24 protein-coding genes are annotated in these 25,120 nt (G+C 72.2%); 18 read left to right on the forward strand and 6 right to left on the reverse strand.

Going from position 1 to position 25,120, the window contains the following annotated elements; all coding sequences use genetic code 11:
* Positions 1 to 379 precede the first annotated feature (379 nt).
* The 4 genes from V1634_RS16475 (at position 380) to V1634_RS16490 (ending at position 5,815) form a co-directional block, all read left to right on the forward strand.
* On the forward strand, positions 380 to 1,861 hold the full coding sequence (locus V1634_RS16475; protein WP_331208704.1) for a polysaccharide biosynthesis tyrosine autokinase: 1,482 nt from the start codon (positions 380 to 382) through the stop codon (positions 1,859 to 1,861).
* 40 nt (positions 1,862 to 1,901) lie between these two features.
* Positions 1,902 to 3,149 (forward strand): glycosyltransferase family 4 protein, encoded by a 1,248-nt coding sequence (locus V1634_RS16480; protein WP_331208705.1) that lies wholly within the window; start codon positions 1,902 to 1,904, stop codon positions 3,147 to 3,149.
* Between the two features lie 194 nt (positions 3,150 to 3,343).
* Complete coding sequence (locus tag V1634_RS16485; RefSeq protein WP_331208706.1) at positions 3,344 to 5,119, forward strand: DUF4012 domain-containing protein; 1,776 nt, start codon at positions 3,344 to 3,346, stop codon at positions 5,117 to 5,119.
* Between the two features lie 69 nt (positions 5,120 to 5,188).
* On the forward strand, positions 5,189 to 5,815 hold the full coding sequence (locus V1634_RS16490; RefSeq protein WP_331208707.1) for a hypothetical protein: 627 nt from the start codon (positions 5,189 to 5,191) through the stop codon (positions 5,813 to 5,815).
* Positions 5,816 to 5,944: 129 nt separating this feature from the next.
* Here the strand turns inward: V1634_RS16490 and V1634_RS16495 are convergent, their stop codons facing one another.
* Positions 5,945 to 6,370: a MerR family transcriptional regulator gene (locus V1634_RS16495; protein ID WP_331208708.1), complete on the reverse strand. Its 426-nt coding sequence runs from the start codon at positions 6,368 to 6,370 to the stop codon at positions 5,945 to 5,947.
* Between the two features lie 28 nt (positions 6,371 to 6,398).
* Here V1634_RS16495 and V1634_RS16500 point away from each other — a divergent pair, with 28 nt between their 5' ends.
* The 3 genes from V1634_RS16500 to V1634_RS16510 all read left to right on the forward strand — a co-directional run bounded on the left by V1634_RS16500 (position 6,399) and on the right by V1634_RS16510 (position 9,157).
* Positions 6,399 to 6,953, forward strand: coding sequence for a class I SAM-dependent methyltransferase (locus tag V1634_RS16500; protein WP_331208709.1), 555 nt, complete (start codon positions 6,399 to 6,401; stop codon positions 6,951 to 6,953).
* A 425-nt stretch (positions 6,954 to 7,378) separates the two neighbouring features.
* Entirely contained in the window at positions 7,379 to 8,362 is a 984-nt protein-coding gene (locus V1634_RS16505; protein WP_331208710.1) for a pirin family protein, read from the forward strand.
* Positions 8,363 to 8,491: 129 nt separating this feature from the next.
* Positions 8,492 to 9,157, forward strand: a complete 666-nt coding sequence (locus V1634_RS16510) for an HhH-GDP family DNA glycosylase (protein ID WP_331208711.1) — start codon at positions 8,492 to 8,494, stop codon at positions 9,155 to 9,157.
* A gap of 249 nt (positions 9,158 to 9,406) precedes the next feature.
* On the opposite strand, the gene V1634_RS16515 is transcribed toward V1634_RS16510, so the two are convergent.
* The 3 genes from V1634_RS16515 to V1634_RS16525 form a co-directional block, all read right to left on the reverse strand.
* A complete protein-coding gene (locus V1634_RS16515) occupies positions 9,407 to 10,057 on the reverse strand; it encodes a DUF1345 domain-containing protein (RefSeq protein ID WP_331208712.1) in 651 nt (216 codons plus the stop codon).
* A 14-nt stretch (positions 10,058 to 10,071) separates the two neighbouring features.
* A complete protein-coding gene (locus tag V1634_RS16520) occupies positions 10,072 to 10,377 on the reverse strand; it encodes a DUF2795 domain-containing protein (RefSeq protein WP_331208713.1) in 306 nt (101 codons plus the stop codon).
* Between the two features lie 138 nt (positions 10,378 to 10,515).
* Complete coding sequence (locus V1634_RS16525) at positions 10,516 to 11,688, reverse strand: CaiB/BaiF CoA transferase family protein (protein WP_331208714.1); 1,173 nt, start codon at positions 11,686 to 11,688, stop codon at positions 10,516 to 10,518.
* A gap of 147 nt (positions 11,689 to 11,835) precedes the next feature.
* Between V1634_RS16525 and V1634_RS16530 the strand changes: the two genes are divergently transcribed.
* The 8 genes from V1634_RS16530 to V1634_RS16565 all read left to right on the forward strand — a co-directional run bounded on the left by V1634_RS16530 (position 11,836) and on the right by V1634_RS16565 (position 19,484).
* A complete protein-coding gene (locus V1634_RS16530; RefSeq protein WP_331208715.1) occupies positions 11,836 to 13,680 on the forward strand; it encodes a hypothetical protein in 1,845 nt (614 codons plus the stop codon).
* 90 nt (positions 13,681 to 13,770) lie between these two features.
* The gene (locus V1634_RS16535; protein ID WP_331208759.1) at positions 13,771 to 14,361 is read left to right on the forward strand and encodes a molybdopterin-dependent oxidoreductase; all 591 of its coding nucleotides are present in this window, start codon (positions 13,771 to 13,773) and stop codon (positions 14,359 to 14,361) included.
* Complete coding sequence (locus V1634_RS16540; RefSeq protein ID WP_331208716.1) at positions 14,361 to 15,092, forward strand: ferredoxin reductase; 732 nt, start codon at positions 14,361 to 14,363, stop codon at positions 15,090 to 15,092. Before V1634_RS16535 ends, V1634_RS16540 begins: the two co-directional genes overlap by 1 nt.
* Before the next feature lie 37 nt (positions 15,093 to 15,129).
* Positions 15,130 to 15,456 (forward strand): DUF6510 family protein, encoded by a 327-nt coding sequence (locus tag V1634_RS16545; RefSeq protein ID WP_331208717.1) that lies wholly within the window; start codon positions 15,130 to 15,132, stop codon positions 15,454 to 15,456.
* 41 nt (positions 15,457 to 15,497) lie between these two features.
* Positions 15,498 to 16,289, forward strand: a complete 792-nt coding sequence (locus tag V1634_RS16550) for an SAM-dependent methyltransferase (RefSeq protein ID WP_331208718.1) — start codon at positions 15,498 to 15,500, stop codon at positions 16,287 to 16,289.
* A gap of 117 nt (positions 16,290 to 16,406) precedes the next feature.
* Positions 16,407 to 16,925, forward strand: coding sequence for a TrmH family RNA methyltransferase (locus tag V1634_RS16555; protein WP_331208719.1), 519 nt, complete (start codon positions 16,407 to 16,409; stop codon positions 16,923 to 16,925).
* 288 nt (positions 16,926 to 17,213) lie between these two features.
* Positions 17,214 to 18,013, forward strand: a protein-coding gene (locus V1634_RS16560) for an IS5 family transposase (protein WP_331208760.1) whose coding sequence is annotated in 2 segments (ribosomal slippage) — positions 17,214 to 17,550 and positions 17,550 to 18,013 — 801 coding nt in all. Because the reading frame shifts where the segments join, the coding sequence is not laid out codon by codon here.
* 358 nt (positions 18,014 to 18,371) lie between these two features.
* On the forward strand, positions 18,372 to 19,484 hold the full coding sequence (locus V1634_RS16565) for a hypothetical protein (RefSeq protein WP_331208720.1): 1,113 nt from the start codon (positions 18,372 to 18,374) through the stop codon (positions 19,482 to 19,484).
* 144 nt (positions 19,485 to 19,628) lie between these two features.
* Here V1634_RS16565 and V1634_RS16570 read toward each other — a convergent pair.
* Positions 19,629 to 20,481, reverse strand: a protein-coding gene (locus tag V1634_RS16570; protein ID WP_331208721.1) for an IS5 family transposase whose coding sequence is annotated in 2 segments (ribosomal slippage) — positions 19,629 to 20,091 and positions 20,090 to 20,481 — 855 coding nt in all. Because the reading frame shifts where the segments join, the coding sequence is not laid out codon by codon here.
* A gap of 33 nt (positions 20,482 to 20,514) precedes the next feature.
* Positions 20,515 to 21,156, reverse strand: coding sequence for a TetR/AcrR family transcriptional regulator (locus V1634_RS16575; protein ID WP_331208722.1), 642 nt, complete (start codon positions 21,154 to 21,156; stop codon positions 20,515 to 20,517).
* A gap of 69 nt (positions 21,157 to 21,225) precedes the next feature.
* Between V1634_RS16575 and V1634_RS16580 the strand changes: the two genes are divergently transcribed.
* The 3 genes from V1634_RS16580 (at position 21,226) to V1634_RS16590 (ending at position 25,017) form a co-directional block, all read left to right on the forward strand.
* Positions 21,226 to 22,017, forward strand: a complete 792-nt coding sequence (locus tag V1634_RS16580; protein ID WP_331208723.1) for an SDR family oxidoreductase — start codon at positions 21,226 to 21,228, stop codon at positions 22,015 to 22,017.
* A gap of 126 nt (positions 22,018 to 22,143) precedes the next feature.
* Positions 22,144 to 24,597 carry a DUF4132 domain-containing protein gene (locus V1634_RS16585; protein ID WP_331208724.1) on the forward strand — a complete coding sequence of 818 codons (2,454 nt, stop codon included), beginning with the start codon at positions 22,144 to 22,146 and terminating at the stop codon, positions 24,595 to 24,597.
* A 246-nt stretch (positions 24,598 to 24,843) separates the two neighbouring features.
* Positions 24,844 to 25,017 carry a hypothetical protein gene (locus V1634_RS16590; protein ID WP_331208725.1) on the forward strand — a complete coding sequence of 58 codons (174 nt, stop codon included), beginning with the start codon at positions 24,844 to 24,846 and terminating at the stop codon, positions 25,015 to 25,017.
* The last annotated feature ends 103 nt before the right edge of the window (positions 25,018 to 25,120 follow it).

Raw genomic sequence — 25,120 nt, forward strand, 5'->3', positions numbered from 1 at the left:
GGCACCACCGACGGCGCCGGCCAGGTGTGGCCGGCGCCGTCGCCTGTCCCGTCGCCCTGTCCCGTCGCCCTGTCCCGTCGACCTGTCCGGTCGGGCTGTCCCGTCGCCGTCCCGGCCGCCCGTCCCTACCGGCGCCCCGGCTGGCGGGCCCCGGGTCCTGCCATTTCCGCCCGCCCTGCACGGGCGCTCCGGAGACACGCCGCTGGTACTTATCGGCCATATTGGGCCGACTGCGACTACTGAGGGCGCTCAATCATCTACATTCGGTAGGAACTGTCATGCGACAAGTCGGAACTTTTTCATACTGTCGCATTTTTCGTGATCATTAGATGTCTTTGGCACCCCGACCGGTTGGTGCTGAGACGGAAGGCCGGGGCTGATGGATCTGCACACTTACCTGCGCGCGCTGCGCCAACGCTGGTGGGTGGTACTCGCGACCGTCATGGTCGCGCTGGGCCTCGCCGGGTTCGTCACGGTACGGGCGACCCCGCAGTACGCCTCCTCGGTGACTTTCTTCGTCACCTCCTCGGGGCAGGGCATGACCGACGCGTACCAGGGCAGTCTCTTCCTCCAGCAGCGGGTCAAGTCGTACGTCGACCTGCTCAGCAGCGATCGGTTGGCGCAGACCGTCGCGGCGGAGGAACGGGTCGGGCTCACCGCGGACGAGGTACGGTCCCGGGTCACCGCCCGGGTCGAGGCGGACACCGTCCTGCTCTCCGCGACGGTCACCGACACCGACCAGGCCCGGGCGCTGCGCCTCACCGAGGCACTGGCGGCGCACTTCGTGAAACTCGTGCACAGCATCGAGACCCCGCCCGGGGCCAAGGAACCACCGATCAAGATCGAGGTGGTCGGCGGCCCCCGGGTGAACGCCGAACCGGTCTCGCCCCGGCCGGTCCGCAACCTCGTCCTGGCCGGAGTCTTCGGGCTGGTGCTCGGCGCCGCGCTCTCCGTGTTGCGCGGACTGACCGACACCACCTTCCGAGACGGCGAGACCCTCCAGGAGGCGACCTCGGCGCCGCTGCTCGGCAGCATCCCGTACGACGGGCACGCCCGGTCGAACCCCCTGATCGTCGGTACGGCGGCGCAGACGGCCCGGGCCGAGGCGATGCGCAAACTCCGTACCAACCTGCGCTTCGTGGACGCCCAGGAGCCGGCCCGGGTCATCGCGGTGACCAGCGCGGTGCAGGCGGAGGGGAAGTCCACGCTCGCCTGCAACCTGGCGATCACGCTCGCCGAGGCGGGCTGGCAGGTGCTGCTGGTCGACGCGGACCTGCGCCGGCCCCGGGTCGCCGGCTATCTCGGGCTCGGCTCCGGCGCCGGCCTGACCGACGTGCTGATCGGCGAGGTGGCGGTCGAGGACGTGCTGCAACCGTGGGGCGACAAGTCCCTGCTGGTGCTGCCGGGGGGCTCGGTGCCGCCGAACCCCAGCGAGCTGCTCGGCTCGAAGGCCATGGCCGAGCTGCTGTTGTCGCTGCGCGAGCTGACCGACATCGTCATCATCGACACCCCGCCGCTGCTGGCCTTCACCGACGGCGTGGTGGTCGCGGTGCAGGCCGACGGCGCGCTGCTGGTGGCCCGGCAGGGCAAGACCCCGAGCGCGCAGACCGCCGCCGCCGCGCAGGCGCTGCACTCGGTCTCCGCCCGGGTGCTCGGCTGCGTGCTGAACATGTCGAAGGAAAACAAGATCGACGTCGAGCAGTACCGGGCGTACCGGAAGGGCGCGCCGGTGGAGACGGTCCTCGCCACCCGCGGCGAGGGGCCACCCGTCGCCGACCCGGTGCGCGTCCCCCCGACCGACGACGCCGTGGCGACCACGTCCGCGGACAGCACGGAGGAGCTCGACCGGGTACCGCGATGACGCGGGCTCGCCCGGTCGCGGGGTGATCGGGGGATGAGAAATGAAGATCGGCATTATCTCGTACTGGTTTCCGCCCGAACCTGCCTTCATACCGGGCTGCCTGGCCGAGGAGCTGGCCGCACGCGGTCACGAGGTGCGGGTGCTCACCGGGTTCCCGAACCATCCGACCGGCCAGGTCTACCCGGGTTACCGGCAGCGGTGGCGACACCAGACCGACGAGGGCGGGGTGCTCGTCCGGCGGGTGCCGGCGTATGCCAGTCACGACGGTACGGCGGCCCGGCGGGCGGCGCGGCAGCTCACGTACGCGATGAGCAGTGCGCTGGCCGCCCCCGGGTTCCTGGCCGGGGTGGACGCGCTCTACGTCCACTTCCCGCCGGCCGGCGCGTACGCGGCGGCGGCCCTGCTCCGGCTGTTGCGCCGGGTGCCGGCGGTGGTGCACGTGCAGGACATCTGGCCGGAGGGGGTGACGCCGCCGCCCGGCGAGGCGGGGCGGGATGCCTCGGCCGGCTTCACCCACGGGCTGCTCACCCGGACGATGCGGGCGATCTACCGTTCGGCGGCCGGGATCGCGGTGATCTCGCCCTCGATGCGGGACCTGGTGATCGAGCGGGGCGCCGATCCGGACCGGGTACGGGTGGTGCTGAACTGGACCGACGAGCGGCTGTTCCGGCCGATGGGTACCACCCCGGCGGCCCGGCGGGCGATCGGGCACCGGGGGATCACCACGGTGATGCACGCCGGCACGATGGGTCCGTTCCAGCGCGTCGACACGGCGGTCCGGGCCGCCGCCGCGGTCAACGGCAAGGTCGACCTCGACCTCGTACTGGTCGGGTCCGGGCCGGAGGAGCGGCAGTCCCGACAGCTCGCCGAGGAACTCGGCGCGACCAACGTCCGGTTCCTCGGCTGGCGCCCACCGGCCGAGATGGCCGACCTGTACGCCGCCGCCGAATACCAGCTCGTCCTCCTGCGGGACCTTCCGGCGCTGCGTGGGGCGGTGCCGGCGAAGTTGCAGGCGGCGCTCTCCGCCGGGGCGCCGGTGGTCGCCTCCGCCGGTGGGGACACCGCCGACCTGGTGGAGCGGGCCCGGGCGGGACTCTCCTGCCCGCCCGAGGACTGGCAGGCGCTGGCGGACCGGTTCGCCCTGGCCTCGGTGATTCCGAGTAATGCCCGGGCGGAGATGGCACAGCGGGCGCGGGACAGCTACCTGTCCCGGATGTCGCTGCGTACCGGTGTCGATCAGATGGAACAGATGCTGGCCGAGGCGGCGGTCAGCCGCCAGCGGCGTTGACCCGGCTCCTCGCCCGGTACAGCGATATCTTCTGCCCGATTCGTGAGGCTTTCTCACTATAAAAGTACAAAAGCATCATAAGACCCCGGAAATGCCAACCGCGAACTCTCCACCGTGCTATAGAGATATAGGCGCTAACTGCGTTGTGTCTACTTCATCCGAGTAAGTCGAAAGCGGTGGTGGCGGTGGGGGACATGTCCCCGGGACGGCGGAAGGCACGCCGTCGAGTGGTCCGGCGGCAACTCCGTCGGATCCTGCTCACCGCACTCGTGGTCGGCTGCCTGCTGGCCGTCGCCGGCGGCTGGGTCGGACTGCGGGGCTGGCAGGCCGGTGGCCACCTGGAGAACGCCGCCAGCCTGGCCCGCGAGCTGAGCCAGCAGGTGCTGGACGGCCAGACCGCACAGGCCCGCCGGACCCTGGAGGCGCTGCAACAGCAGACCGCCGCCGCCCGGTCGCGTACCGGTGACGTCGGCTGGCGCGCCGCCGGCTCCGCACCGTACGGCGGCCGGAACATGGTGGCGGTCCGGGAGCTGGCGGTCGGCGTCGACGAACTCGCCCGGCGGGCCTTCCCGGCCCTGGTCGAACTGAACCCCCAGACGCTGCTGCCCAGCTCCGGACGGCTCGACCTGGCCGCCCTGCGCGGCGCGATGCCCACGCTGGTCGAGGCGGACAGCACCGTCCACGAGGTCCGGGACCGGATCCTGACGGTGCCGACCTCCGGGCTCGTGCCCACGGTCCGGGACGCGGTGTCGCAGTTGCGCGCCGAGCTGGACCGGCTGGCCGAGGTGACCTCCGCCGTCCGGCGCAGCGGCGCGCTGCTGCCCACCCTGCTCGGCGGCAACGGCACCCGGACCTACCTGGCGGTCTTCCAGAACCTCGCCGAGCCCCGGGCCACCGGCGGGATCTTCGGCGCCTACGCGGTCATCCGGGCCAGCAAGGGCGAGGTGAAGCTGGTCAAGCAGGGTCCGGCCACCGACCTGAACACCTATGGAAAGCCGCCGCTGCCGCTGAGCCGGGAGCTGCGCGCGCTCTACACCGACCTGCCCGGGATCTATCCGGCGGACGTGAACCTCACCCCGCACTTCCCGACCGCGGCCACCCTGATCCGCGAGATGTACCGGCGGGCCGGTGGCGGCACCGTCGACGGCGTACTCGCCACCGATCCGGTCGCGCTCTCCTACCTGCTCAAGGCCATCGGACCGGTGCCGGTACCCGGGCATCCGACCCTCACCGCCCCCACGGTGGTGCGAACCCTGCTGTCGGACACGTACCGCCGGCTCGACAAGCCGGCCCAGCAGGACAACTTCTTCGCCGCCTCGGCCCGGGCGGTCTTCGACGCCCTGCTCAAGCGTCCGGTGAACCCGCGCGCCGTGGCGCAGGCGGTCAGCACCGCCGTCGCCGAGCGCCGGATCCTGTTCTGGAGCGCGCACGCCGGCGAACAGCGCGAACTCGTCGACAGCCGGCTCGCCGGGGTGCTGCCCGAGCAGGAGTCGGTGCAGAACGTCGGCGTCTTCCTCAACGACGGCAGCGGGGCGAAGCTCGGCTACTACCTGCACCGCTCGGCGGAACTCACCGTCGGGGACTGCCGGGCGGACGGCAGCCGGGAACTCCACCTCCGGCTCACGCTGCGCTCGTCCGCGCCCTCCTCCGGGCTCAGCAAATCGGTGCGCGGTCTCGCGATGTCCGGCGACCCGTACACCGCCCGGGTGCTGGTCTCGGTCTTCAGCCCGGTGCGCGGCTCACCGCTGCGGGCCCGGCTGGACGGAAAGGCGACGCCGATGGGCGGCGGCGTCGAACGGGGGCGCCGGGTCGGCGTACTGGCCGTCGACGTCGGACCCGGACGTACCCGCGTACTGGAGGTGGGTCTGCTGACCCCGCCGAAGGCCAGTGGTGAGGCCGAGTTGTGGCTCACCCCCGGCCCGACCCCATGGACCACCCGTGTCAGTTCCGCACCCGCGTGTGGCCAGTAGGCCGGCACGTCAGGACAAGTCATGCGATCCGTTGTGAACGTCATGCGATCAGTAGAGAGAGGATCCATCATGCGGCTATCCCGCATCATCGGCTCGGCCGTGGCGACGCTCGCCACGGTGGGCGCGTTCGCCATCGCGGGGTCGCCCGCACAGGCACAGCCACTACCACAACCGCCGTACCCACCACAGCCGCCGTCGTTGACGGTCAGCGACCCGACGGTCGAGGTGGGCGAGACCTTCACCATCTTCGGCTCCGGGTTCGGCGGTAACGAACTCGTCCGGCTCGTCTTCACGCGTACCCCGCTCGCGCTCGGTGCCGAGGCGGCGGCGGTGGACTCCGGCGGGGTCGGCGCGATGCTGCCGGTCGCCCAGGCGCCGACGGTGTACCGGGATCCGACCACGATCACCGTCCGGGCCAACGTGACCGGGGAGTTCTCGGTCCGGGTCCGGTTCACCCGGACCGGCACCGTGACCATCACCGCGACCGGGCTCACCACCGGTCGGGTGGCGAGCACCACGGTCAGCATCGTGCAGGCGCAACCACCGCTGCCGGTCACCGGTAGCAGCACCGGGCCGCAGATCGCGCTCGGCACCATGCTGCTGATCGCCGGCGCGCTGCTGGTGCTGGTGGCGGTCGCCTGGCGGACCAAGGGCCGCCGCCGGGGCCGGTCGCGGGAGCTGACCTCGGTCGGCTGACCATCGGGCGGGCGGTGAACGCCGACCCGCAGGTCGCAGCGGCGCCTGCCGGACGAGACACCTCGTCCGGCAGGCGCCCTCGTTCTCGGGTCAGGCGCCCTCGTTCTCGGGTCAGGTGCCTCGTCTCGGTCAGGTGTCGAGACGGCAGCCGGGGCCCTGCACCAGCCGTTGGAAGTCGGGGCACTGGAGGAAGTCCTCCACCGGGCAGTCGAGCGCGTGGTCGAGCAGGTCCCGGGAGGCGGTCGCGACGGCGATCCGGCGGTCCAGTTCGTCGCGGTGCCGCTGGAGCACGGCCCGGCGGGCGGCGGCGTCGTCCGCGCCGAGCATCATCCGGAGCTGGTCGAGGCCGATGCCCACCTCGCGGCCGCGGATGATGATCGCCACCCGGGTGAGCTGGGCCCGGGTGTAGCGGCGGCGGCCGTTGACCCGGCGGGCCGGCTTGATCAGGCCGACCGACTCCCAGTGCCGCAGGACGTGGGTGGCCAGCCCGAACTGGGCGGCCAGCTCGCCGATGGTCAGCTCGGCGTCTTCGACCGGTACGGGGCTTGACTTCATGTTGACATTAACATGCAGAGTGAGCCCCATGGTCAAGCGAGAGAGCGCCCGCCAGGCCTGGGACAGGCGCGCGGCGGGCTACGACAGGGCGGGCGACCGGATGGAACGGCTGACGATCGGCGACAGCCGCGAATGGATCTGCGCGCGGGCCAGCGGCCGGACCCTGGAGGTCGCGGTCGGCACCGGCCGCAACCTCTCCGGGTACGACGAGGACGTCGAACTGGTCGGCGTCGACCTCAGCCCGAAGATGCTGGCGGCGGCGCGTCGCCGCGCAGGGTTGCTGGGCCGGCGGGTCGAGTTGCGTGAGGGCGAGGCGGAGCGGCTCCCCTTTCCCGACGCCTCCTTCGACACCGTGGTCTGCACCCTGGCGGTCTGTGTCGTCCCGGACCGGGACGCGGCTCTCGCCGAGATGCGTCGGGTACTCCGTCCGGGCGGCCGGCTGCTGCTGCTCGACCACGCGGAGCGGCGTTGGCTGCGTGGACGCCCCGCCGACCTCGCCGCGCGGCTCGGCTTCGTCGCCGAGGCCCGGGACCGGCTCCGGCTCGGCCTGATCGAACGACTGGCCGCCCGGAAGCCGGCCTGACGGGCAGGCGCGACGGTCAGCCGACCTCCGGCGGCGTCCTGCCCGGAGCGCGGCGGTTCGCCCCCGTAGCCGTCCCGGTGCGACAGGCAGCGACCGGACGACGGTCGCCCCCCGATCCTTCGCGACCTCGTCCGACACCCTGCCCGCGTCGCAGCCCTCCCGGCCCGCCGGTGCCTACGCCGGCCAGTCAACAACCTCGACCGCGGTCGAGGTCAACCCGGCGTACCCGCACCGCCGGTGACCCGGTGCCAGGCAGTTCAGGCGGGTCGGGTGTGGCGCCGGAACGTCGACCGGTGCCGCTCAGGCCAGTGCCGCGCGGACCGCCGGTACCACCGGCTGGTCCATACCGCCAGTCTGGCATCGGGGCAGCGCCCACGCTCGGCCACTCGGGCCTGGCGTCCCGCCCGGCGGCGTAGGCTCGACCGGTGAGCATCACCGAACCGATGCCGGGGGAGACCCTGCCGCCGGGCACGGGGGCGGGCGCGGAGACCGAGCCGACCAACGTGCTGCTGCCCGGCCACGACGTGCCGCTGGGCCGCTACACCACGGTGCGCCGGCTGCTGCCGCAGCGCCAGCTCCGCACCATCGGCGCCTGGTGCTTCGTCGACCACTTCGGCCCCGACGACGTGGCCAACCGGCCCGGCATGGGGATCGGGCCGCATCCGCACACCGGGTTGCAGACGGTGACCTGGCTGGTGCACGGCGAGATCCGGCACCTGGACAGCCTCGGCAACGACCAGCTCATCCGGCCCGGCCAGCTCAACGTGATGACCTCCGGCCACGGCATCGCGCATGCGGAGTACTCGCCACCGGAGCATCCGCCGACCCTGCACGGGCTGCAACTGTGGGTGGCGCTGCCCGACGGGGCCCGGTCCGGCCCGCCCGGCTTCGCCCACCACGCCGAGCTTCCGGTGCTGACCGAGCCGGACTACTCGGTGACCGTACTCGTCGGGGAGCTGGCCGGGGTCCGGTCGCCGGCGGTGGTGCACTCGCCGTTGTTCGGCGCGCAGCTCTGGCTGCCCGACGGTGGTACGGCCCGGCTGCCGCTGACCGCCGACTTCGAGTACGGCCTGCTGGTGATGTCCGGGGCGGCCGAGGTCGGCGGGGTGGCGCTCACTCCCGGTGCGCTGCTCTACCTCGGAGCCGGTCGGGCCGAGCTGATGGTGCGGGCGAGCGGCCCGACCCGGCTGATGCTGCTCGGCGGCGAGCCCTTCGACGACGCGCTGGTGATGTGGTGGAACTTCGTCGGGCGCTCGCACGAGGAGATCGCCGAGGCCCGCGCGGACTGGGCGGCCGGCAGCCTGCGGTTCGGCCGGGTGCGGGGCGACGACTCCGAACCACTGCCGGCTCCGCCGATGCCGACGACCCGGCTGAAGAGCCGCGACCGGCACGGCCGCACCGTCGGCTGAGGCCGGTGCCGCACGCTGGCCGGGCCGGGCCCACCGCACGTCGGCCCGGAGCCGGTGCGCCGGACCGTCGGTGCGGAAACCGGCGGCCCCGGCGAGCTTTGGCCCGACCCGTCGTGGGTAGTCGCCGGCATGGCGACCACTGCGACGACGAGCGTCGAGGACCGCAAGCGGCTCGTCCGCCGGCTGGTGGCACGCAGCCGCGGCTTCGCCGAGGAGTACGGCCTCCAGGTCACCAACAACCCGGCGAGCCTGTTCCAGGTGCTCTGCCTGGCGATCCTGCTGCGCCGCACGGGTGACGTGCGGCGGGCGGTCGAGCCGGCTCGGGCGCTGCGGGACGCGGGCTGGGAGAGCCCGGCCCGGATGGCCCGGTCCCGCCCGGAGGCGCGGGCGGCGGTGCTCCGCGAGCACGGTCGGGGCGCCGACGCCGACCGGTTGGCCGGCACCCTGGGCGAACTGGCCGAGGCGCTCGTCGCGCGCTACCAGGGAGACCTGCGCCGGCTGCGGACCGCCGCCAGACAGGTGCCGGCGCGGGAGCGGGCACTGCTCGCCGAGCTGCCGGGAGTGGACGCCGAGGTGGTCGAGCTGTTCCTGCGCGAGGTGCAGGCGCTGTGGGCCGAGACGGCGCCGGTCGCGGACCGTCGGGCTCTCGCCGCCGCCCGCCGGCTCGGGCTCGGGCGCTCGGCGGCGGACCTGGCCACGTTGGCCGGTGGCGGCGAGTCGGAGAAACTGGCCTGGTTGGTCGGTACCCTGGCCAGGATCGACCTCGAGGACAGATACCACGAAATCGCCCGTTGAGCAGCGAAAGAGCGTGCTTTCCCGCACAGTTTCCCGGATTCCTGACCGAACGGTCCATCCCGCATCATAGGATGGGTGGGCGGCGTCAGCCAGCCTGGTTCGGGCCGGCCGCCGCGGTCCGGTGAGCGTGTCCGGTTCGGACGTGTGACCTCACCGGGGTACTGGCGGACGTGGCGCCCGGGACACGCGTGCGAGCGCGGGTGTGACGGGCGCCCCGTCCGGTACCTCAGCTCCATTCTGGACGGTCGGTCACTGGGCCAGTCCGGCGAGCAGGTTGATGGTCGCGGCGATGATGACCGCGCCGAACAGGTACGACAGCAGGGCGTGCCCGAGCACCGCGGCCCGCATCGCCTTCGAGGTCAGGTCGGTGTCGGCGACCTGGAACGTCATCCCGATGGTGAACGAGAGGTACGCGAAGTCGGTGTACCGGGGCGGGTCGTCCTCGTGGAAGTCCACCCCTCCGTCCTCGCCGCTGTAGTAGAGCCGGGCGTAGCGGGACGTGAAGACGGTGTGCACGACCGTCCAGGAGAGCAGCACGCTGACGATGCCGAGTCCGATGTGCAGTTCCCGGTCGATGCCGTGTGCCTCGTGGTCGGTGGCGAGCAGGATCCCGATCGCCGACAGGCTCGCCAGCCCGGCCCCGAGCAGCACCGCGTCGCGTACCGGCCGGCTCGGGTCCTCCCGGACGGCCAGCTCGGCGGTCTGCCCCGAGTCGCGGTACCACAGCACCCGCCAGGCCCACAGCAGATAGGTCGCCGCCGCCGCGTCCCAGCCGATCAGCGGCCCGATCAGCGGCGACAGCAGGATGGTGGCCGGTATGCCGACGCAGACTCCGACCACCGTGATGACGGCCATCTGGATCGAGGCCTTGGGCGGGTCGTACCAGGGGCCGCGCCGCATCGGTGGAACAGCGGTCAGATCTGGCGCATGTGCCGGGCGACCCGCTGGTGGGTACGGTCGCGGGTCTTGGCGGCCATCTCCGCCGGGCTGGCGTCCGGGGCCAGGTCGGTCTTGGCGGACCGGGCCACCTCCTCGGTGTTCTGGTAGTCCACCGGGGGCATCCCGCGCAGCGCCTGGAGCACCTCCCGGGGCGCACCCGCGCGTTCGGCCTCCCGGACGATGTCCTCCTTCGGCGCCGGAAAGTCCATCGACTCCAGGTACCGCAGTACGTCCGCGTTGGTCACCATGGGATCCCGCTCCTCGCCGGTTGGCTGGTTCACCGGCCGGCCGGATACCCGTTGTAGGCACCCTCACGCCTAACTCCGAGGGCGGATCACCCGGCCGGTGTCGAGCTGCTCGACGGGTTGCACCGGGAGGAGGACGGCCGGCGCCAGGGTCCCCGGCATCGGAAGGAGACGTCAGGCGACGGCGCCGTCGGTACGCAGCCGGCGGATCCGGTCGGCGTCGAGGCCGAGTTCGCCGAGCAGTTCGTCGGTGTGCTCCCCGGGGTGTGGCGGTGGTCGCCGGATCGCCCCCGGGGTACGGCTGAATCGGGGCGCCGGAGCCGGCTGCTCGGCTCCGGCATGCACGACGAAGACGTCCCGGGCGGCGAGGTGCGGATGCCGGGGCGCTTCGGCCCAGTCGAGGACCGGTACCACGCAGGCGTCGGTCCGCTCCAGGAGTGCGGCCCACTCGTCGCGGGTCCGGGTCCGGAAGAGTCGGGCCCAGGCCCGGTGCAGCGCTGGCCAGTTCGCCGGATCGTTCCGGTCCAGCGCCTCGTCCGGCGGCAGTGGAAAGCCGGAGAGCCGGACCAGTTCGGCGTAGAACTGCGGCTCCACCGCGCCCACCGCCAGGTGCCGGCCGTCGGCACACTCGTAGGTGTCGTAGAACGGGGCGCCGCCGTCGAAGATGTTCACCCCGCGGTCGTCACCCCACCGCCCCATCCGGCGCATCGAATGGATCATCGTGGCCAGTAGTGACACCCCGTCGACCATGGCCGCGTCCACCACCTGTCCGGTGCCGCCGCCCCGGATGTCGAAGAGCGCGCAGACCACGCCGAGGGCGAGCAGCATCCCGCCGCCGCCGAAGTCGCCGACCAGGTTCATCGGCGGTACCGGCCGCTCGCCGGCCCGGCCGATCCCGTGCAGTACGCCGGTCAGCGCCAGGTAGTCGATGTCGTGCCCGGCGTACCGGGCGTTCGGGCCGTCCTGCCCCCAGCCGGTCATCCGGCCGTAGACCAGTCGGGGGTTCACCGCCAGGCAGTCGTCCGGGCCCAGCCCGAGCCGCTCGGTGACGCCCGGCCGGAAGCCCTCGATCAGCACGTCGGCGGAGCGGACCAGGTCGAGCACCACCTGCCGGCCGGCCGGCGTCTTGAGGTCGACGGCGAGCGACCGGCGACCCCGGTTCAGCAGGTCGGGATGGGGGGTGCCGAACCGCTCCGGCCGGACCTCGGCCACCCGGTCCACCCGGACCACGTCGGCGCCGAGGTCGGCGAGGACCATCGCGGCGAAGGGCCCGGGGCCGATGCTGGCCAGTTCGACGATCCGGACGCCGGCGAGTGGGCCGGCGCCGGCCGGTCGGGGTGCGATCATCCGTGCACGATAGGACACCGCACCCCATCCCGGTCCAGGCGTCGTCGCCGGACAAGTCGCCGCCGGTCGCCGAGTCGCCCTGCCCGGTTCCCGTGTCGGCCCGCCCGGTTGCCGCCGATCGACCGGAACAGGGCTTATCGTCACGGGGTGGAGCGGCTCGGTCACTGGCGGCTGGTGGGTACGCCTCGTCCCGGCCGTGCCGAACGGCTCGGTCGTCTCGTCGGCCTGCGGGTACTGCGGATCCCGGGTCTGCGCCGGGTGGTGGTCGTCGCCGGCTCGACCGACCGGCTCCGGGACCTGCTGGCCCGGCCCGCCTCCCTGCACCCGACCAGGCGCGCGGTCGTCGTCGTGGCGTACTGGCGGGCACCTCGGCGCGGCTGGTCGAGCGGCATCGGGCCGCTGGAGCACCTGCGCCGGCACCGGGTGGCGCTGCCTGGCCGGGGGCGGGGGACCGCCGTCGTCACCGTCCGGCTGTCCCGGCCGGCGCAACTGCGCGAGGTGCTGCGGGCCGCGTTGTCGGCGCTGGCGCCGGAACGGCCGTTGCCGGCGCCGGCCGGGCCGGACGTCACCAGCCACGCGACGCTGCCGGCGTACCTGCCGGCGGGCGGGACGGTGCTGCTCGGCGAGCCGGTGGACAACCCCGACATCCGGTCCCACGACGTACTGCTGCGGGCGCCGGGCAGCGGTGGCGAGGCGGCGGGCGGGCTGCCGTACGCGGTCGGCTGGCCGGCCAGCCGGCACGGGCTCCAGCCGCCGGGGGCCGCCCCGGCCGTACTGGTCGACGCGCGCCGGATCAACCCGCGTGGCCGCCGGCCCGACTGCTACCAGCCCGGCGCCCCCCGGGTACGCCTCGACTTCGCCCCGCCGGCCCGCCGGCCCGCCGGGTCGTACCCGCTGGACGGCCCCGGGGTCACCGCCCCGGTGCTCGCCACCCTGCGCCAGACCGGCGTGGTCGACTGCCCGCAGGTCCCCGACGCCGAGCCGGTGGCGGTGGCGGCGCTGCTGGTCCAGATCGCGATGACCGGTGCGGTGCTCGCCGTCCCGGTGCTGCCGGAGCGGGTCGCCGGGCTGATCGCGCCGGAGTTGCGGGCCCTGCTGACCGCCCCGGTGCCGCAGGCCGGGACGCTGGCCCTGGAGGCGCGCAGCGTCGCGCAGCGGCGGGCGGCGCTGCGCGGGCACGCGGGCGCGTTCGCCCTGCCCCGGCTCACCTCGGCGGTCTTCCCGCCGCTGCGCCCGGTGCCGTCGGTGAGCGCGATCCTGTCGACCCGGCGCCCCGAACGGCTGCCGGAGGCGGTCCGGATGCTGCTCGCGCAGACCTACCCCGAGCTGGAGATCGTGCTCTGCCTGCACGGCGTCGAGCTGCCGGAACCGGTCCGGGCCACGCTGGCCCGATCCGGCCGGCCGTACGAGATCGTCCGGGTGCCGGCCGCCGCGAGTTTCGGCGCGGCGCTCGGGTCTGCGACCCAGCGGGCCCGGGGCAGCCTGGTCAGCAAGTTCGACGACGACGACAGCTACGCCGCCGAGCACGTCTGGGACCTGGTACTCGCCAGGCACTACTCCGGGGCGACCCTGGTGGGCAAGGGATCCGAGTTCGTGCACCTGGAGAACCGGGGCGTGACGCTGCGCCGGCCCTCCGGCACCGCCGAGTCCGACTGCGAGGTGGTGGCCGGCGGTACGATCCTGATCGCCCGGGGAGACCTGGAGGCGGCCGGCGGCTGGCGGCCGGTGCCCCGCTCCGTCGACTTAGGACTGCTCGACCGGGTACGCCGGGACGGCGGCACGATCTACCGGACCCACCCGCTCGGCTACGTCTACCACCGGCGGGCCGCCGGGCACACCTGGGACCCGGGTCAGGACTACTTCCTCGACAGCGCCTCCGCGTACTGGCCGGGGTTGCCCGCCGAGGTGCTGGGTGAGGTCGAGGCTCCGCCCGGCCGGCCGGCCCCGGACCAGCGGAGCGGGTCGGCGACCGCCAGGCCGGACCGGTCCTGACCGCGCTGCCACCGTTCCGCCGCTCGGCCGGAAATCGCCGGTTGTAACCTGCGGCGCAACCGGAGGTGGTAGGACTAGCGGGTGGGCATCGTGTCACCAGGCTTCCAGGGCCGGCGTCGGCAGTCCGGACCGAACCTGCCGCCGGGGCAGTACCTGACCGAGGACTTCCCCGTGCTCTCCGCCGGCCCCACTCCCCGGGTGCCGTTGACGGACTGGGAATTCGTCATCACCAACGAGACCGGGGCCGAGTTCCGGTGGAGCTGGGACGAGATGTGGGCGTTGCCCAACGAGACGCCGACGGTGGACATCCACTGCGTGACGCACTGGTCGAAGCTCGGCACCAACTGGCAGGGCGTCTCCCTGGACACCCTGCTCGACGGCGTCGACACCGCCGCCGACTACGCGCTGGTGCACTCGTACGGCGGCTACACCACCAACCTGCCGCTGGACGACCTGCGCGACGGGCAGGCCTGGGTGGTGCACCGGTACGACGGTGCCGACCTGCCCGCCGAGCACGGTGGTCCGGCCCGGCTGCTGGTGCCGCACCTGTATTTCTGGAAGTCCGCGAAGTGGGTGCGCGGCATCCGCCTCGGCCTGACCGACGAGCCCGGTTTCTGGGAAACCGCCGGCTATCACGATTACGGTGACCCATGGCGCGAACAGCGGTACCAGGGAGACTGATGAAGCGGACCGGCTGGTGGGTCGCCCGGCTGGTCGACCGCCGGACCGAGACCGCCACCTCCGGCACGCTGGTGCTGGAGGTGCCGGACTGGCCGGGGCACCTGCCCGGCCAGCATGTCGACCTGCGGCTGACCGCCGAGGACGGTTACCAGGCGGCGCGCAGCTACTCAATCTCCGCGCCCGCCGACGGCGACCGGATCGAGGTCACCGTCCAGCGGGTACCGGACGGCGAGGTCTCGCCGTACCTGCTCGACGGGTTCTCGGTCGGCGACCAGATCGAGGTCCGCGGCCCGGTCGGCGGCTACTTCGTCTGGCGGATGACCGACCCGTCGCCGGTGCTGCTGATCGGCGGTGGCTCGGGCATCGCGCCGCTGATGGCGATGATCCGGGCCCGCCGGGAGGCCGACAGCCGGGTACCGTTCCGGCTGATCTACTCGGTCCGCTCCGCGCAGGACGTCTACTTCGCCGACGAACTGCGTCGGCGTGCCCGGGACGACCGGGGACTCGACGTCGCCTACGTCTACACCCGGGAGGTGCCGGAAGGGCTTTCCGCCCAGGCGCACCGGATCGGCGTCGCGGACGTCAACACCCACGGCTGGCCGGCCCAGCTCGAACCGGTCAACTTCGTCTGCGGTCCGACCGGGTTCGTCGAGGCGGTCTCCGACGTCCTGGTCGCGCTCGGGCACGAGCCCCGGCGGATCAAGACCGAACGGTTCGGGCCGACCGGCTGACGGCTGACGGCTGACCGGCGAGCATCCTGGAGGCGAGATGACCGAGCAGCTCCGACCAGACCCGGAGCGGATGGACTACCTGGACGGCAACATGCTGGCCGGGCCGATGCGGGACGTCTTCGCGGTGGATGTGACCACGGCGACCGGCCGGTGCGCCTCCTGCGGCCAGACCGGCCCGATGGCCGCGCTGCGGGTCTACTCGAACGCGCCCGGGGTGGTCGCCCGCTGCCCGGCCTGCGAGGAGGTCATGCTCCGGCTGGTGCGTACCCCGACCAGCGCCTGGCTGGACCTGCGCGGCACGACCTTCCTGCAAATTCCGATGCCGGCCGAACCGGCCATGATGCCCGGCCTGACCGCGATGTAGCCGCCGGCCGCGCAGCCGAGCATGTTGGCACCGGCCTGCACATGTGCGACCGGGCTGGCCGGGGCGATCCGGATGCGCTGCGGATCATCGGCTGGCAGACTCGTCGGGTGCTCACCGCCGACGATCCCGCCAGCGTCCGCTACGCCCGGATGCGCTGGAACACGCCGCTGTCGGAGGAGCACGCCGAGCTGTTGCTGAGACGGCTCGACATCCCGGCCGGGGGGTCCGTGCTCGACCTCGGCTGCGGCTGGGGCGAGCTGCTGCTGCGGGCCGTCGCCGATGCCGAGGCGGCGCTCGGCGTCGGCGTGGACACCGACGCATCCGCCCTGGACCGGGGTCGTCGGGCGGCGCAGGAGCGGGGCCTTTTTCAGGTCGACTTCGTACGCCAGCCGGCCGCCGACTGGCGACGACCGGCCGACCGGGTGATCTGCCTCGGCTCGGCACACGCCTTCGGCGGGACGGCAGCCGCGCTGGCGGCCCTCGCCGAGCTGGTCCGGCCCGGCGGCCGGCTGCTCTTCGCTGACGGCTTCTGGGAGCGGGCGCCCTCGCCCGAAGCGGTCGAGATCTTCGGTGCCGACGTGCTCGGCCTGCCCGACCTGCTGGAGCTGATCCGGGGCGCCGGTTGGCGGGTACTGCACTTCTCCACCACCGACCAGCGGGAGTGGGACGACTTCGAGAACACCTGGCGGGCCGGCCGCGAGGAGTGGCTGCTGGCGCACCCGGACGATCCCCGGGCCGCTGACGTACGCGACGAGCTCGACGCCCGGCTGCGGGAGTACGCCAGCGTCTATCGTGGACTGTTGGGGCTCGGGTACTTCGTGCTCGGCCGGTGACCCTCGGAAGGTCCGGCCGCTACACTGGGGCGAACGGTTTCCCGTCGATGGCCCGTGTGCGCCGAGAAGCACACCTCGAATGATCGATCTCTTCTGCGGCGGAGCCGCCACCCGCCGATGAGCCCGGCGATCCGGGTCCGTCCCCGCCGTGAACTGGCCGCCGCCCGCCGTCGCCGGGCGCACCGCTGCTGGGGGCATCTCGTCGCGGCACCCCTGTGGCCGATGCACCATGCCAACCTCGGCACGCTGCTGCGTACCTGTGACGCGGTCGGCGCCTGTCTGGCCGTACCGCCGTGGCGGTGGGTCGACGAGGCGCTGGCGCGCGGGAACACGCTGCGCCGGCCGAGCTGCGTACACCGGGTCGGCGATCCGGTGCGCTGGCTGGCGGCGGAGCGCGCGGCGGGCGCCCGGGTGCTCGGCGTCGAGTTGACCGACGAGGCGGTCCGGCTCGCCGACCTGCCGGCGGCCCGGCGCCGTACCGTCGTGGTGCTCGGGCACGAGTCGACCGGCATCCCGCCGGAGGCGCTGGACAGCCTCGACGCGGCGGTCGAGATCCCGATGGTCGGCACCGGACTGAGTCTGAACGTGGCGGTGGCCGGCTCCCTGGTCCTCTACAAGCTCGCCGGCCTGATCTGACCGTCGCCCGGCGGCCAGTCCGGACACGATGCCGGCCGGACCGTTGCCGCCGGCTCTCCCGGGCATCCGCTCTCCCCGGGCATCCGCTACCTCAGGCGTCCGTTGTTCGGCCGTCTGGACCACCAGCCGCGTCTGAGCCTCGGCCGTCCACTGCCTCGACGTCCGTTGTTTCGGGCGTCCGTTATCCCGGGCTTCCGTTAGAACTTCTAACGAAATGATGTTGGGCGTGTCCTCGGGACGTGAGGATCGTTCTGTCTGGATGTGAGGAGGGGTGAGCAGCCGCCGTGGATCGTGTCGGACGAGTTGTGGGCCGAGATCGCACCGCTGCTGCCTCCCCGTCCGCCCAGGCGGCATCGGTTTCCGGGCCATAAGCCTCTCGATGACCGCAAGGTGCTGTGCGGGATCCTGTTCGTGCTCTACACCGCGATCCCGTGGGAGTACCTACCCCAGGAACTCGGGTTCGGGTCGGGAATGACGTGCTGGCGCAGGTTGCGGGACTGGAACGACGCCGGTGTGTGGCAACGACTGCATGAGGTCCTGCTCGGCAGACTGCGGGCCGCCGGGCAGTTGGACATGTCCCGGGCGGTGATCGACGGCTCCCACGTCCGGGCGCTCAAGGGCGGCCCAAAACCGGGCCGAGCCCGGTCGATCGCCGCAAGCCAGGCTCGAAACACCACGTCATCACCGACGCGGGCGGCATCCCCCTCGCCGTGAGCCTGACCGGCGGCAACCGCCACGACGTCACCCAGCTCATGCCCTTGGTCGACAAGGTCCCCCGGATCAAGGGCATCCGAGGCAGACCACGGCAACGACCCGACCGGATCTATGCAGATCGCGGCTACGACTTCGACAAGTACCGCCGCGAGCTACGGACCCGCGGCATCACACCTGTCATCGCCCGACGCGGCGTCCCGCACGGCTCTGGGCTCGGCACCCGACGCTGGGTCGTGGAGCAGACCATCGCCCTGCTGCACTGGTTCCGCCGACTGCGCATCCGCTGGGAGATCCGCGACGACATCCACGAAGCCTTCCTCACCCTCGCCTGCGCCATCATCTGCTGGCGCCGACTCCAACACTCAAAGAGTTAGGAGTTTTTAGAGCAAACCTCGATATCGCACCGCCTACGTGACCGCCGCCGGTCGATTCCTCCTCCGGCACTACTGGTGCGATCCGCGCAGGAGCAGCGTGACCGAGGCAAGGATCGGCGGTGGCCCACGCTTGACGTGAGTCAGCAGCCTCAGTCTGTGGTCTCGGGTGGGAAGGTGATGTAGACGGTGGCGCTGCTGCGGCCCTCCTCGCGGACGAGTTGGTAGGTGAACCGGTCGGTCCGGCCGTGCTGCGGGACCGGTCCCGAGTTCCGACGCTACTGTCGGAGTCATGGGCCAGCGAGGGCCGCCATCGCCAGCCTTCGATGGGTGAGTATGTCGTTGTGGGGACGGTGTGGCAATGAGGTATTGGACGAGCGTCCGGTCGCTGCTCGTTGTTTGCTGCCTGCTGACGCTGACGGCTTGCACCGATGGCGAGCCCAAGCGGTCCGACGACGCGGGGCTGCCCGCCCCAACTGTCTCCGAGTCGGAGATGGCGGAGCGGATCGGCGTCTACGCCGAGCGGATCCAGGACGAGGTCCTGGATCCAACCTTTACCTTCCCGCCCAAGTGGGAGGTGGCGCAATCGGCACCGCAGCCAGCGACCTGCGCGGACCTGCCGGTCAAGGGACCGGACTGGGGCGTGGTGCCGGCACGCGACTACGACATCAACGTCGCCAGCGAGGACGAGTCGAAGTACGTCGAGGCGGTAAAGACCTGGCTCGGCAAGAACGGGTTCACCGAGCTCTCCAACAGCGCGGAGCCCAGCGCCACCGCCTCGGCGGAGCCCACCGGCGCCGGTTCGCTGAGCGCCCGATCCGCTGACGGGATAAGCGTCCGGCTGGACGTGGACGTCCTGGGCACGATCTCGCTGGCGTTCCACGGTCCCTGCGCCTGGCCGAGCAACCGCCCGAACGGCCCGACGCCATCCGCCCTACCACCGATGCCAACGCCGTCGTGGCCGATCCAGGCGGCCGCCGACGAACTGGCCTGCGAGAAACCGGAAAGATACGCCTACAACCCCAAAGGCAAGCGGTACGCCGGAAAGGGTCCACACTGGATCACCCTGGTGCAGGTCGGTAGGGATGAGGAGCGGCACGGTGGCAAATTCTTCATCCCTTCGGAATGGCAGCCATGGGTCCGGGGCGAGGCGTACGGCACGCTCGACCGCTCCCGGGTCCAGCTCGTCGCCTGCCTGACCGCCACCCCGGGTGCTCCGACCGGCCGGCAGGTGACCTGCCAGTTCGAGACCAGGGCGGTGAACTTCGCGCTCTACGAGGCGACGTACCACGTGTCGGTGCGGGAAGCCGCTACGGGACGGCAGGTCGCGAGCTTCTCTTTCCCAGGTACGCTGAACGATCAGGACAGCTGCCCGAGCCTCGTCGTGTACCGGCCAGGCGACGGCATACTCAGGGGCATCGACGTAGACGCCTTCCACGCTGCCCTCCGTCCGCTCGTGAAGCCAGCGAAATAGACGAGTCAGCCGGAGGGATCCTTGTCCGACATCGAGGTCAGGTACGCCGCACCAGCCCCCAGGCGCCCGGGTGACGCCGCGATCGGCTAACCCACCGCCAAGGCGCTGGACATTCAGAGCATGTCCAGTCTCTACGAAAAACTCCTAACTCTTTGAGTGTTGGAGTCGGCGCCAGCAGATGATGGCGCAGGCGAGGGTGAGGAAGGCTTCGTGGATGTCGTCGCGGATTTCCCAGCGGATGCGTAGCCGTCGGAACCAGTGCAGCAGGGCGATGGTCTGTTCGACGACGCAGCGTCGGGCGCCGAGTCCGGAGCCGTGGCCGGTCCCGCGTCGGGCGATGACCGGGGTGATGCCTCTGGCTCGTAGTTCCCGGCGGTAGGTGTCGAAGTCGTAGCCGCGGTCGGCGTACAGCCTGTCGGGTCGTTGCCGGGGCCGGCCGCGGACGCCCTTGATGGGTGGGATCGCCTCGACCAGGGGGATCAGTTGGGTGACGTCGTGGCGGTTGCCGCCGGTCAGGCTCGCGGCGAGGGGGATGCCGCCCGGGTCGGTGATGACGTGGTGTTTCGAGCCTGGCTTGCGGCGGTCGACCGGGCTCGGCCCGGTTTTGGGCCGCCTTTGAGGGCTCGTATGTGGAGCCGTCGATCACCGCCCGGGACAGGTCCAGCTGGCCGGCGGCTCTGAGCCTGGCCAGGAGCACTTCGTGGAGTCGTTGCCACACGCCGGCGTCGTTCCAGTCTCGCAATCTGCGCCAGCAGGTCATCCCCGACCCGAACCCGAGTTCCTGGGGTAGGTACTCCCACGGGATCGCGGTGTAGAGCACGAACGTGATCCCGCACAAGACCTTGCGGTCGTCCAAGGGTTTCCGGCCGGGGAACCGGGTCCGTCTGGGTGGTCGGGCCGGCAGCAGCGGTTCGATCTCGGCCCACAACTCGTCCGAGACGATCCACGGCGGCTGCTCACCCTCCTCACATTTAGACAGAACGATCCTCACGTCCATCGGATACGCCCAACATCATTCTGTTAGGAGTTCTTATCCCCGGGGTACGGGGCAGGTGTCGACGGCGTCGTCGCCGAAGGCGGCGCCGAGCGCCTTGGCGATCAGGTGGGGCAGCTCGCTCCGTCCGTCGTCCTGCGCCCAGCGCACCAGGGCGGTGTGCATGGCGGCCAGACAGGCGCTGGCCGCCGCCTGGGTGTGGAACGCCGTCTCCGGGTCGGCGGCGGGGTCCGTGAGCGCGTCGACGATGGCCTGCTGGAGGGCGTAGTGGTTGTCCAGGTGCCTGGCCCGCAAGGCCGGCGTCGAGATCATCAGCTGGAGACGGGCCAGCAGGAACTGCTCGTTCGCGGTGAGGTCGTCTCCGCGGCGGCTGCCGGTCAACGCCGTGGCCGCGTCGATCAGCGCGCTGCCGATGCGGCGAGCCAACGGTTGCGCGGCCGGAGACACGGCGATCCGCTCGGCGATGAGCGGGCCGTACTGGTCGACCAGGACCAGGTCCTCCTTGGTGGGGAAGTGCCGGTACACGGTCATCGCGGAGACACCGGCGGCTTCGGCGACGTCAGTGACGGTCGTGGCGTCGTACCCGCGCTCGGTGAACAGCCGTACCGCGTGCGCCTGGATGGTCCGCTGCGTCTCCGCTCGCCGCTGCGCTCGCAGTGTTGAGGACTGGTCGGGCATGTGGTAGACACTACCGCACTGGTAGTCACTAACAGTTCGGTAGTAACTAACATTAAGAGGTGGGTAACCATGGACGACCTGACCGGTAGAACCGCCCTGGTGACCGGAGCGTCGCGTGGCATCGGCCGGGCCATCGCCCTCCGGCTGGCGGCGAGGGGTGCCATGGTCATCGTGCACTTCGGCACGGACCGGGCGGGCGCGACGACGACTGTCGACGAGATCCGACGTACCGGTGGCACCGCCCTCGCTGTCCGCGCGGAGCTGGGCGTGGACGACGACGTCGAGACGCTCTTCGCGGGAGTCGAGGCCGGGCTTGACGGCCGGCCGCTCGACATCCTGGTCAACAACGCGGCGGCCGCGCCCGCCGGCCCGCTCGGGGCCACGACGCGGAGCGGCTTCGACCACCTCTTCGCGGTCAACGTGCGGGCGCCGTACTTCATCATCCAGCGCGCGCTGCCGCTGCTGCCCGACGGTGGCCGCATCATCACGATCTCGTCCGTGGCAACCCGGATGGCCAACCCCACCCAGACCTCCTTCGCCATGACGAAGGGCGCGGTCGAGACGATGAGCATGACCCTGGCCAACCAGCTCGGGACCCGAGGGATCACGGTCAACGCCGTCGCCCCGGGCGCCACCCGGACGCCGACCAACGGATCGGTCTTCGAGACGCCGGGTCTGACCGAACTCGTCGCCGGGATGACGGCACTCGACCGGCTGGGCGGGGCCGACGACGTCGCCGAGGTGGTCGCGTTCCTCGCCTCCGACGCCGCGCGCTGGATCACCGGCCAGGTCATCGACGCGAGCGGCGGCCTGTTCCTCGGACCGCGCGCCCTGAGCGCGGCCGCCGGCGGAAACCCGTAGCGGGGGAGGACCCGGCGAGGGCTGGTTGCGGTGAGGGCCCGTAGCCGCGAGGACCCATAACGGTCGGAGGTCCGCCCTAGACTGCGGCGCCATGATGGCGCGAGTCGTACCGCTGGCCGGTGCGTGATGTCCAGTGTGGAGTCCGAGACGGTGATGTCGGTGCCGCTGTCGCCGTACGCGGCCGGATTGCTACGCCAGCTGACCGACCCGGAGCGGGAGCGGGAGGCGGAGCAGGCCGCCAGGCAGCAGCCGGTGGAGCTGTCCCGGGTCGGCGACCGGGAGTTCGGCGTACTGCTGGTGGCCGCCCGCAACCTGCCGCGCCCGGTGAACGGGGTCCAGCATCCCGGCTGGGCGGTGCGGTGGGCGGTGGAGCAGGCGCTCCGGGAGCGGCAGCCGACGTTCACTCCGGAGTCGTGCGCCGCACTGCTGGCGGCGCACGCGGAACGGGCCGCAGCCGAACCGTACGCGGCCAATCCGAGGCTGGCCACCGCCGCCCTGCTCCGCTGCGACGGCCCGTGGCCGGTGTCCGCGAGGCGCTCCGCCGGTGCCATCGCCCGGGGCGCGCTCGGGTACGGCCGGGTCGCCGAGCCGTACGCGGTCGCCGCCCTCGCCGGGCTGGCCGGCGGGCTCACCCGGCCGGTGCTCTCCAAACTCTTCGCCTGGTCGCTGCACTCGTTCGCCCGGGACGAGTTCGAGCTGCTGGTGAAGCTCGGGACGACCGCCCAACTCCTCCTCGCCGAGGTCGGTCCGAACCAGTCCTACCTGTGCCCGCCGCAGCTTCCCGACGCCTGGCAGCGACTCGCCGCCATCGACGAGTACGCCGCCTTCGCCCGGCGGGCGCTGGAGGCCGCGCACGCCCGGGTGGCGGCGATCCAGGCCGGCGAGTTGCCGTACGCGGCCGATCGGGCGTTCGGCAGGGACGAGGTCGAGGCGCTGGGCCGGGCCACCCGGATCGCGCTGCTCCGCGACGAGGCGTGGCTGCCGGACCTGCTCCGCCGGTTGCTGCTCGGCGTCGCGGTCGCCCCGACCGGTGCCAACACCCTGCCGTCGCAGGCGCTGCTCTACGAGGTGGCCCGGGCCGCCGGTGAGTTCCCCACCCCGGAGGCGCTGGCGGCGCTGATCGCCGCCCGGGGAGTGGTCCGGCACAAGGGCGTGCCGAAGCAGCTCGACCGGATGCTCAAGCGGGTCGAGCGCGGGCTCGCGGAGCGGCCCGACGCCGTGCTCCGGCTGCCCGACCTCGGCTTCGACGCCGACGGCGGATGTGTCGTCCCGGTCGGTGACCACCAGGCCGTGCTGACCACGTCGGAGGAGGTGCTGCTGCGCTGGCGCCGCGCCGACGGCACGCTCTCGGCGACCGTGCCGGCGCCGGTGCGGCGCGACCATCCGGAGCGGCTCAAGGAGCTGCGTGCCCGGGTCAAGCAGGCCAGGGAGCAGCTCGCGGCGCTGGCCCGCACCCTGGAGGCGGGGCTACCGGCGGCCTCGGCGCAGCCGTACCGGCACTGGCGCGAGGGGCTGGCGGGCAACGGGCTCGGCTGGTCGGTGGCGAGGCGGCTGATCTGGGAGTTCCCGGACGCGTCCGGACGGTGGCGGGCCGGGCTGCCCGACGACGGCTGGCGGGCGGGGGATCCGGACGGGTCCGCTGAGCTGTTCCGGGACGTCGCGGGTGCGGCACTGCCTCCGCCGGACCCGGCGGCGCCGATCCGGTTGTGGCATCCGGTCCGGGCCGGGGTCGACGAGGTCCGGGCCTGGCGGGACCTGCTGACCACGCGACGGTTGCGGCAGCCGCTCCGGCAGGCGTTCCGCGAGGTGTACCTGCTGACTCCGGCCGAGGAGGAGACCGGCGACCACTCGCTGCGGTTCGCCGCGCACATCGTGCACTACCGGCAGCTCTACGCGTTGCTGAAGGGGCGGGGCTGGACGACCGGGATGCTCGGACCGTGGGACGGCGGGGACAGTGCGGTGGCACACCGGGTGCTCGCCGGCGGGACGTGGCGGGTCGGGCTGCACACCGACTATCTCGGCGAGGAGGGGGTGGAGTGTGCCGGTACCGGCCGGGTGTGGTTCGAGCGGATCGGCGAGGGTGCCTGGCGACCGAGGCCGCTGACCGAGGTGCCGGTGGAGCTGTTCAGCGAGGCGATGCGTGACGTGGATTTCTTCGTCGCGGTCACCTCGATCGCCGCCGACCCGTACTGGACGGACGGCCACACGCGATACCTCGACTACTGGCGGGACGAGAGCAGGCGGGACCTGAGCAGCAGCGCCCGGGTCCGCCGCGAGGCGCTGGCCGGGATCCTGCCCCGGACGAGGATCGCCGACCGGTGCACGCTCACCGAGCGCTATCTCGTCGTCCGGGGCCAACTGCGGACATACAAGATCCATCTGGGTAGCGCGAACATCCTGATGGAGCCGGACGACTCCTACCTCTGCATCGTGCCGGAGCGGCGGAATACGCCCGGCGACCTCTACCTGCCCTTCGAGGAGGAGCGTCTCGGCCTGATCCTCAGCAAGGCGTTCCTGCTCGCCGACGACGCGCGGATCACCGACTCGTCGATCCTGGCGCAGTTGCGCCCCCGACGGTGATCCGGTCGTCGCACGGCAGGCACTACTCCCGGGAGGTGAAGGTGCCGAGGAAGTCGTGCGGCGCCGGGCTGCCCGTGTTGTCGAAACAGAGCGTGTCGACCTCGGCGGGGGGCGGACGAGTTGAACCCGAATCCGCCGGCCGGATAGTTCCAGTTGGTCTGGCCAGCGCCGGCCGAGAAGAAATACCCGGTGTACTTCGGCGGCCCGAACGAGCCGTAGACGGCCCGCTCACGGTGGTACGACAGGGTGAACTCGCTGTTCACCGGCGCTCCACCCTGGTCGAAGCAGGCGACGTACGCGATGATGTCGACGCCGCTGGCGCCCCAGCGCGCGACCTTGCAGCGGCGCGGTCCCGCGTTCGGCTGCACCGCCGTCACCTGGAGGTTGCCGGCGAGCGTGCCCGCCACCCCCACCCCATGATGCGGGGACGGAGTCGCATCTTACCTCCGATCAGGATGGTGCGATGTGTGCTCCGGAGTCTGCGATCCCGCCCGTCCGCTGTCGGTTCCCCGGCAGTCGCGGC

This window comes from Plantactinospora veratri (assembly GCF_036421995.1).
Lineage (GTDB): Bacteria > Actinomycetota > Actinomycetes > Mycobacteriales > Micromonosporaceae > Plantactinospora > Plantactinospora veratri.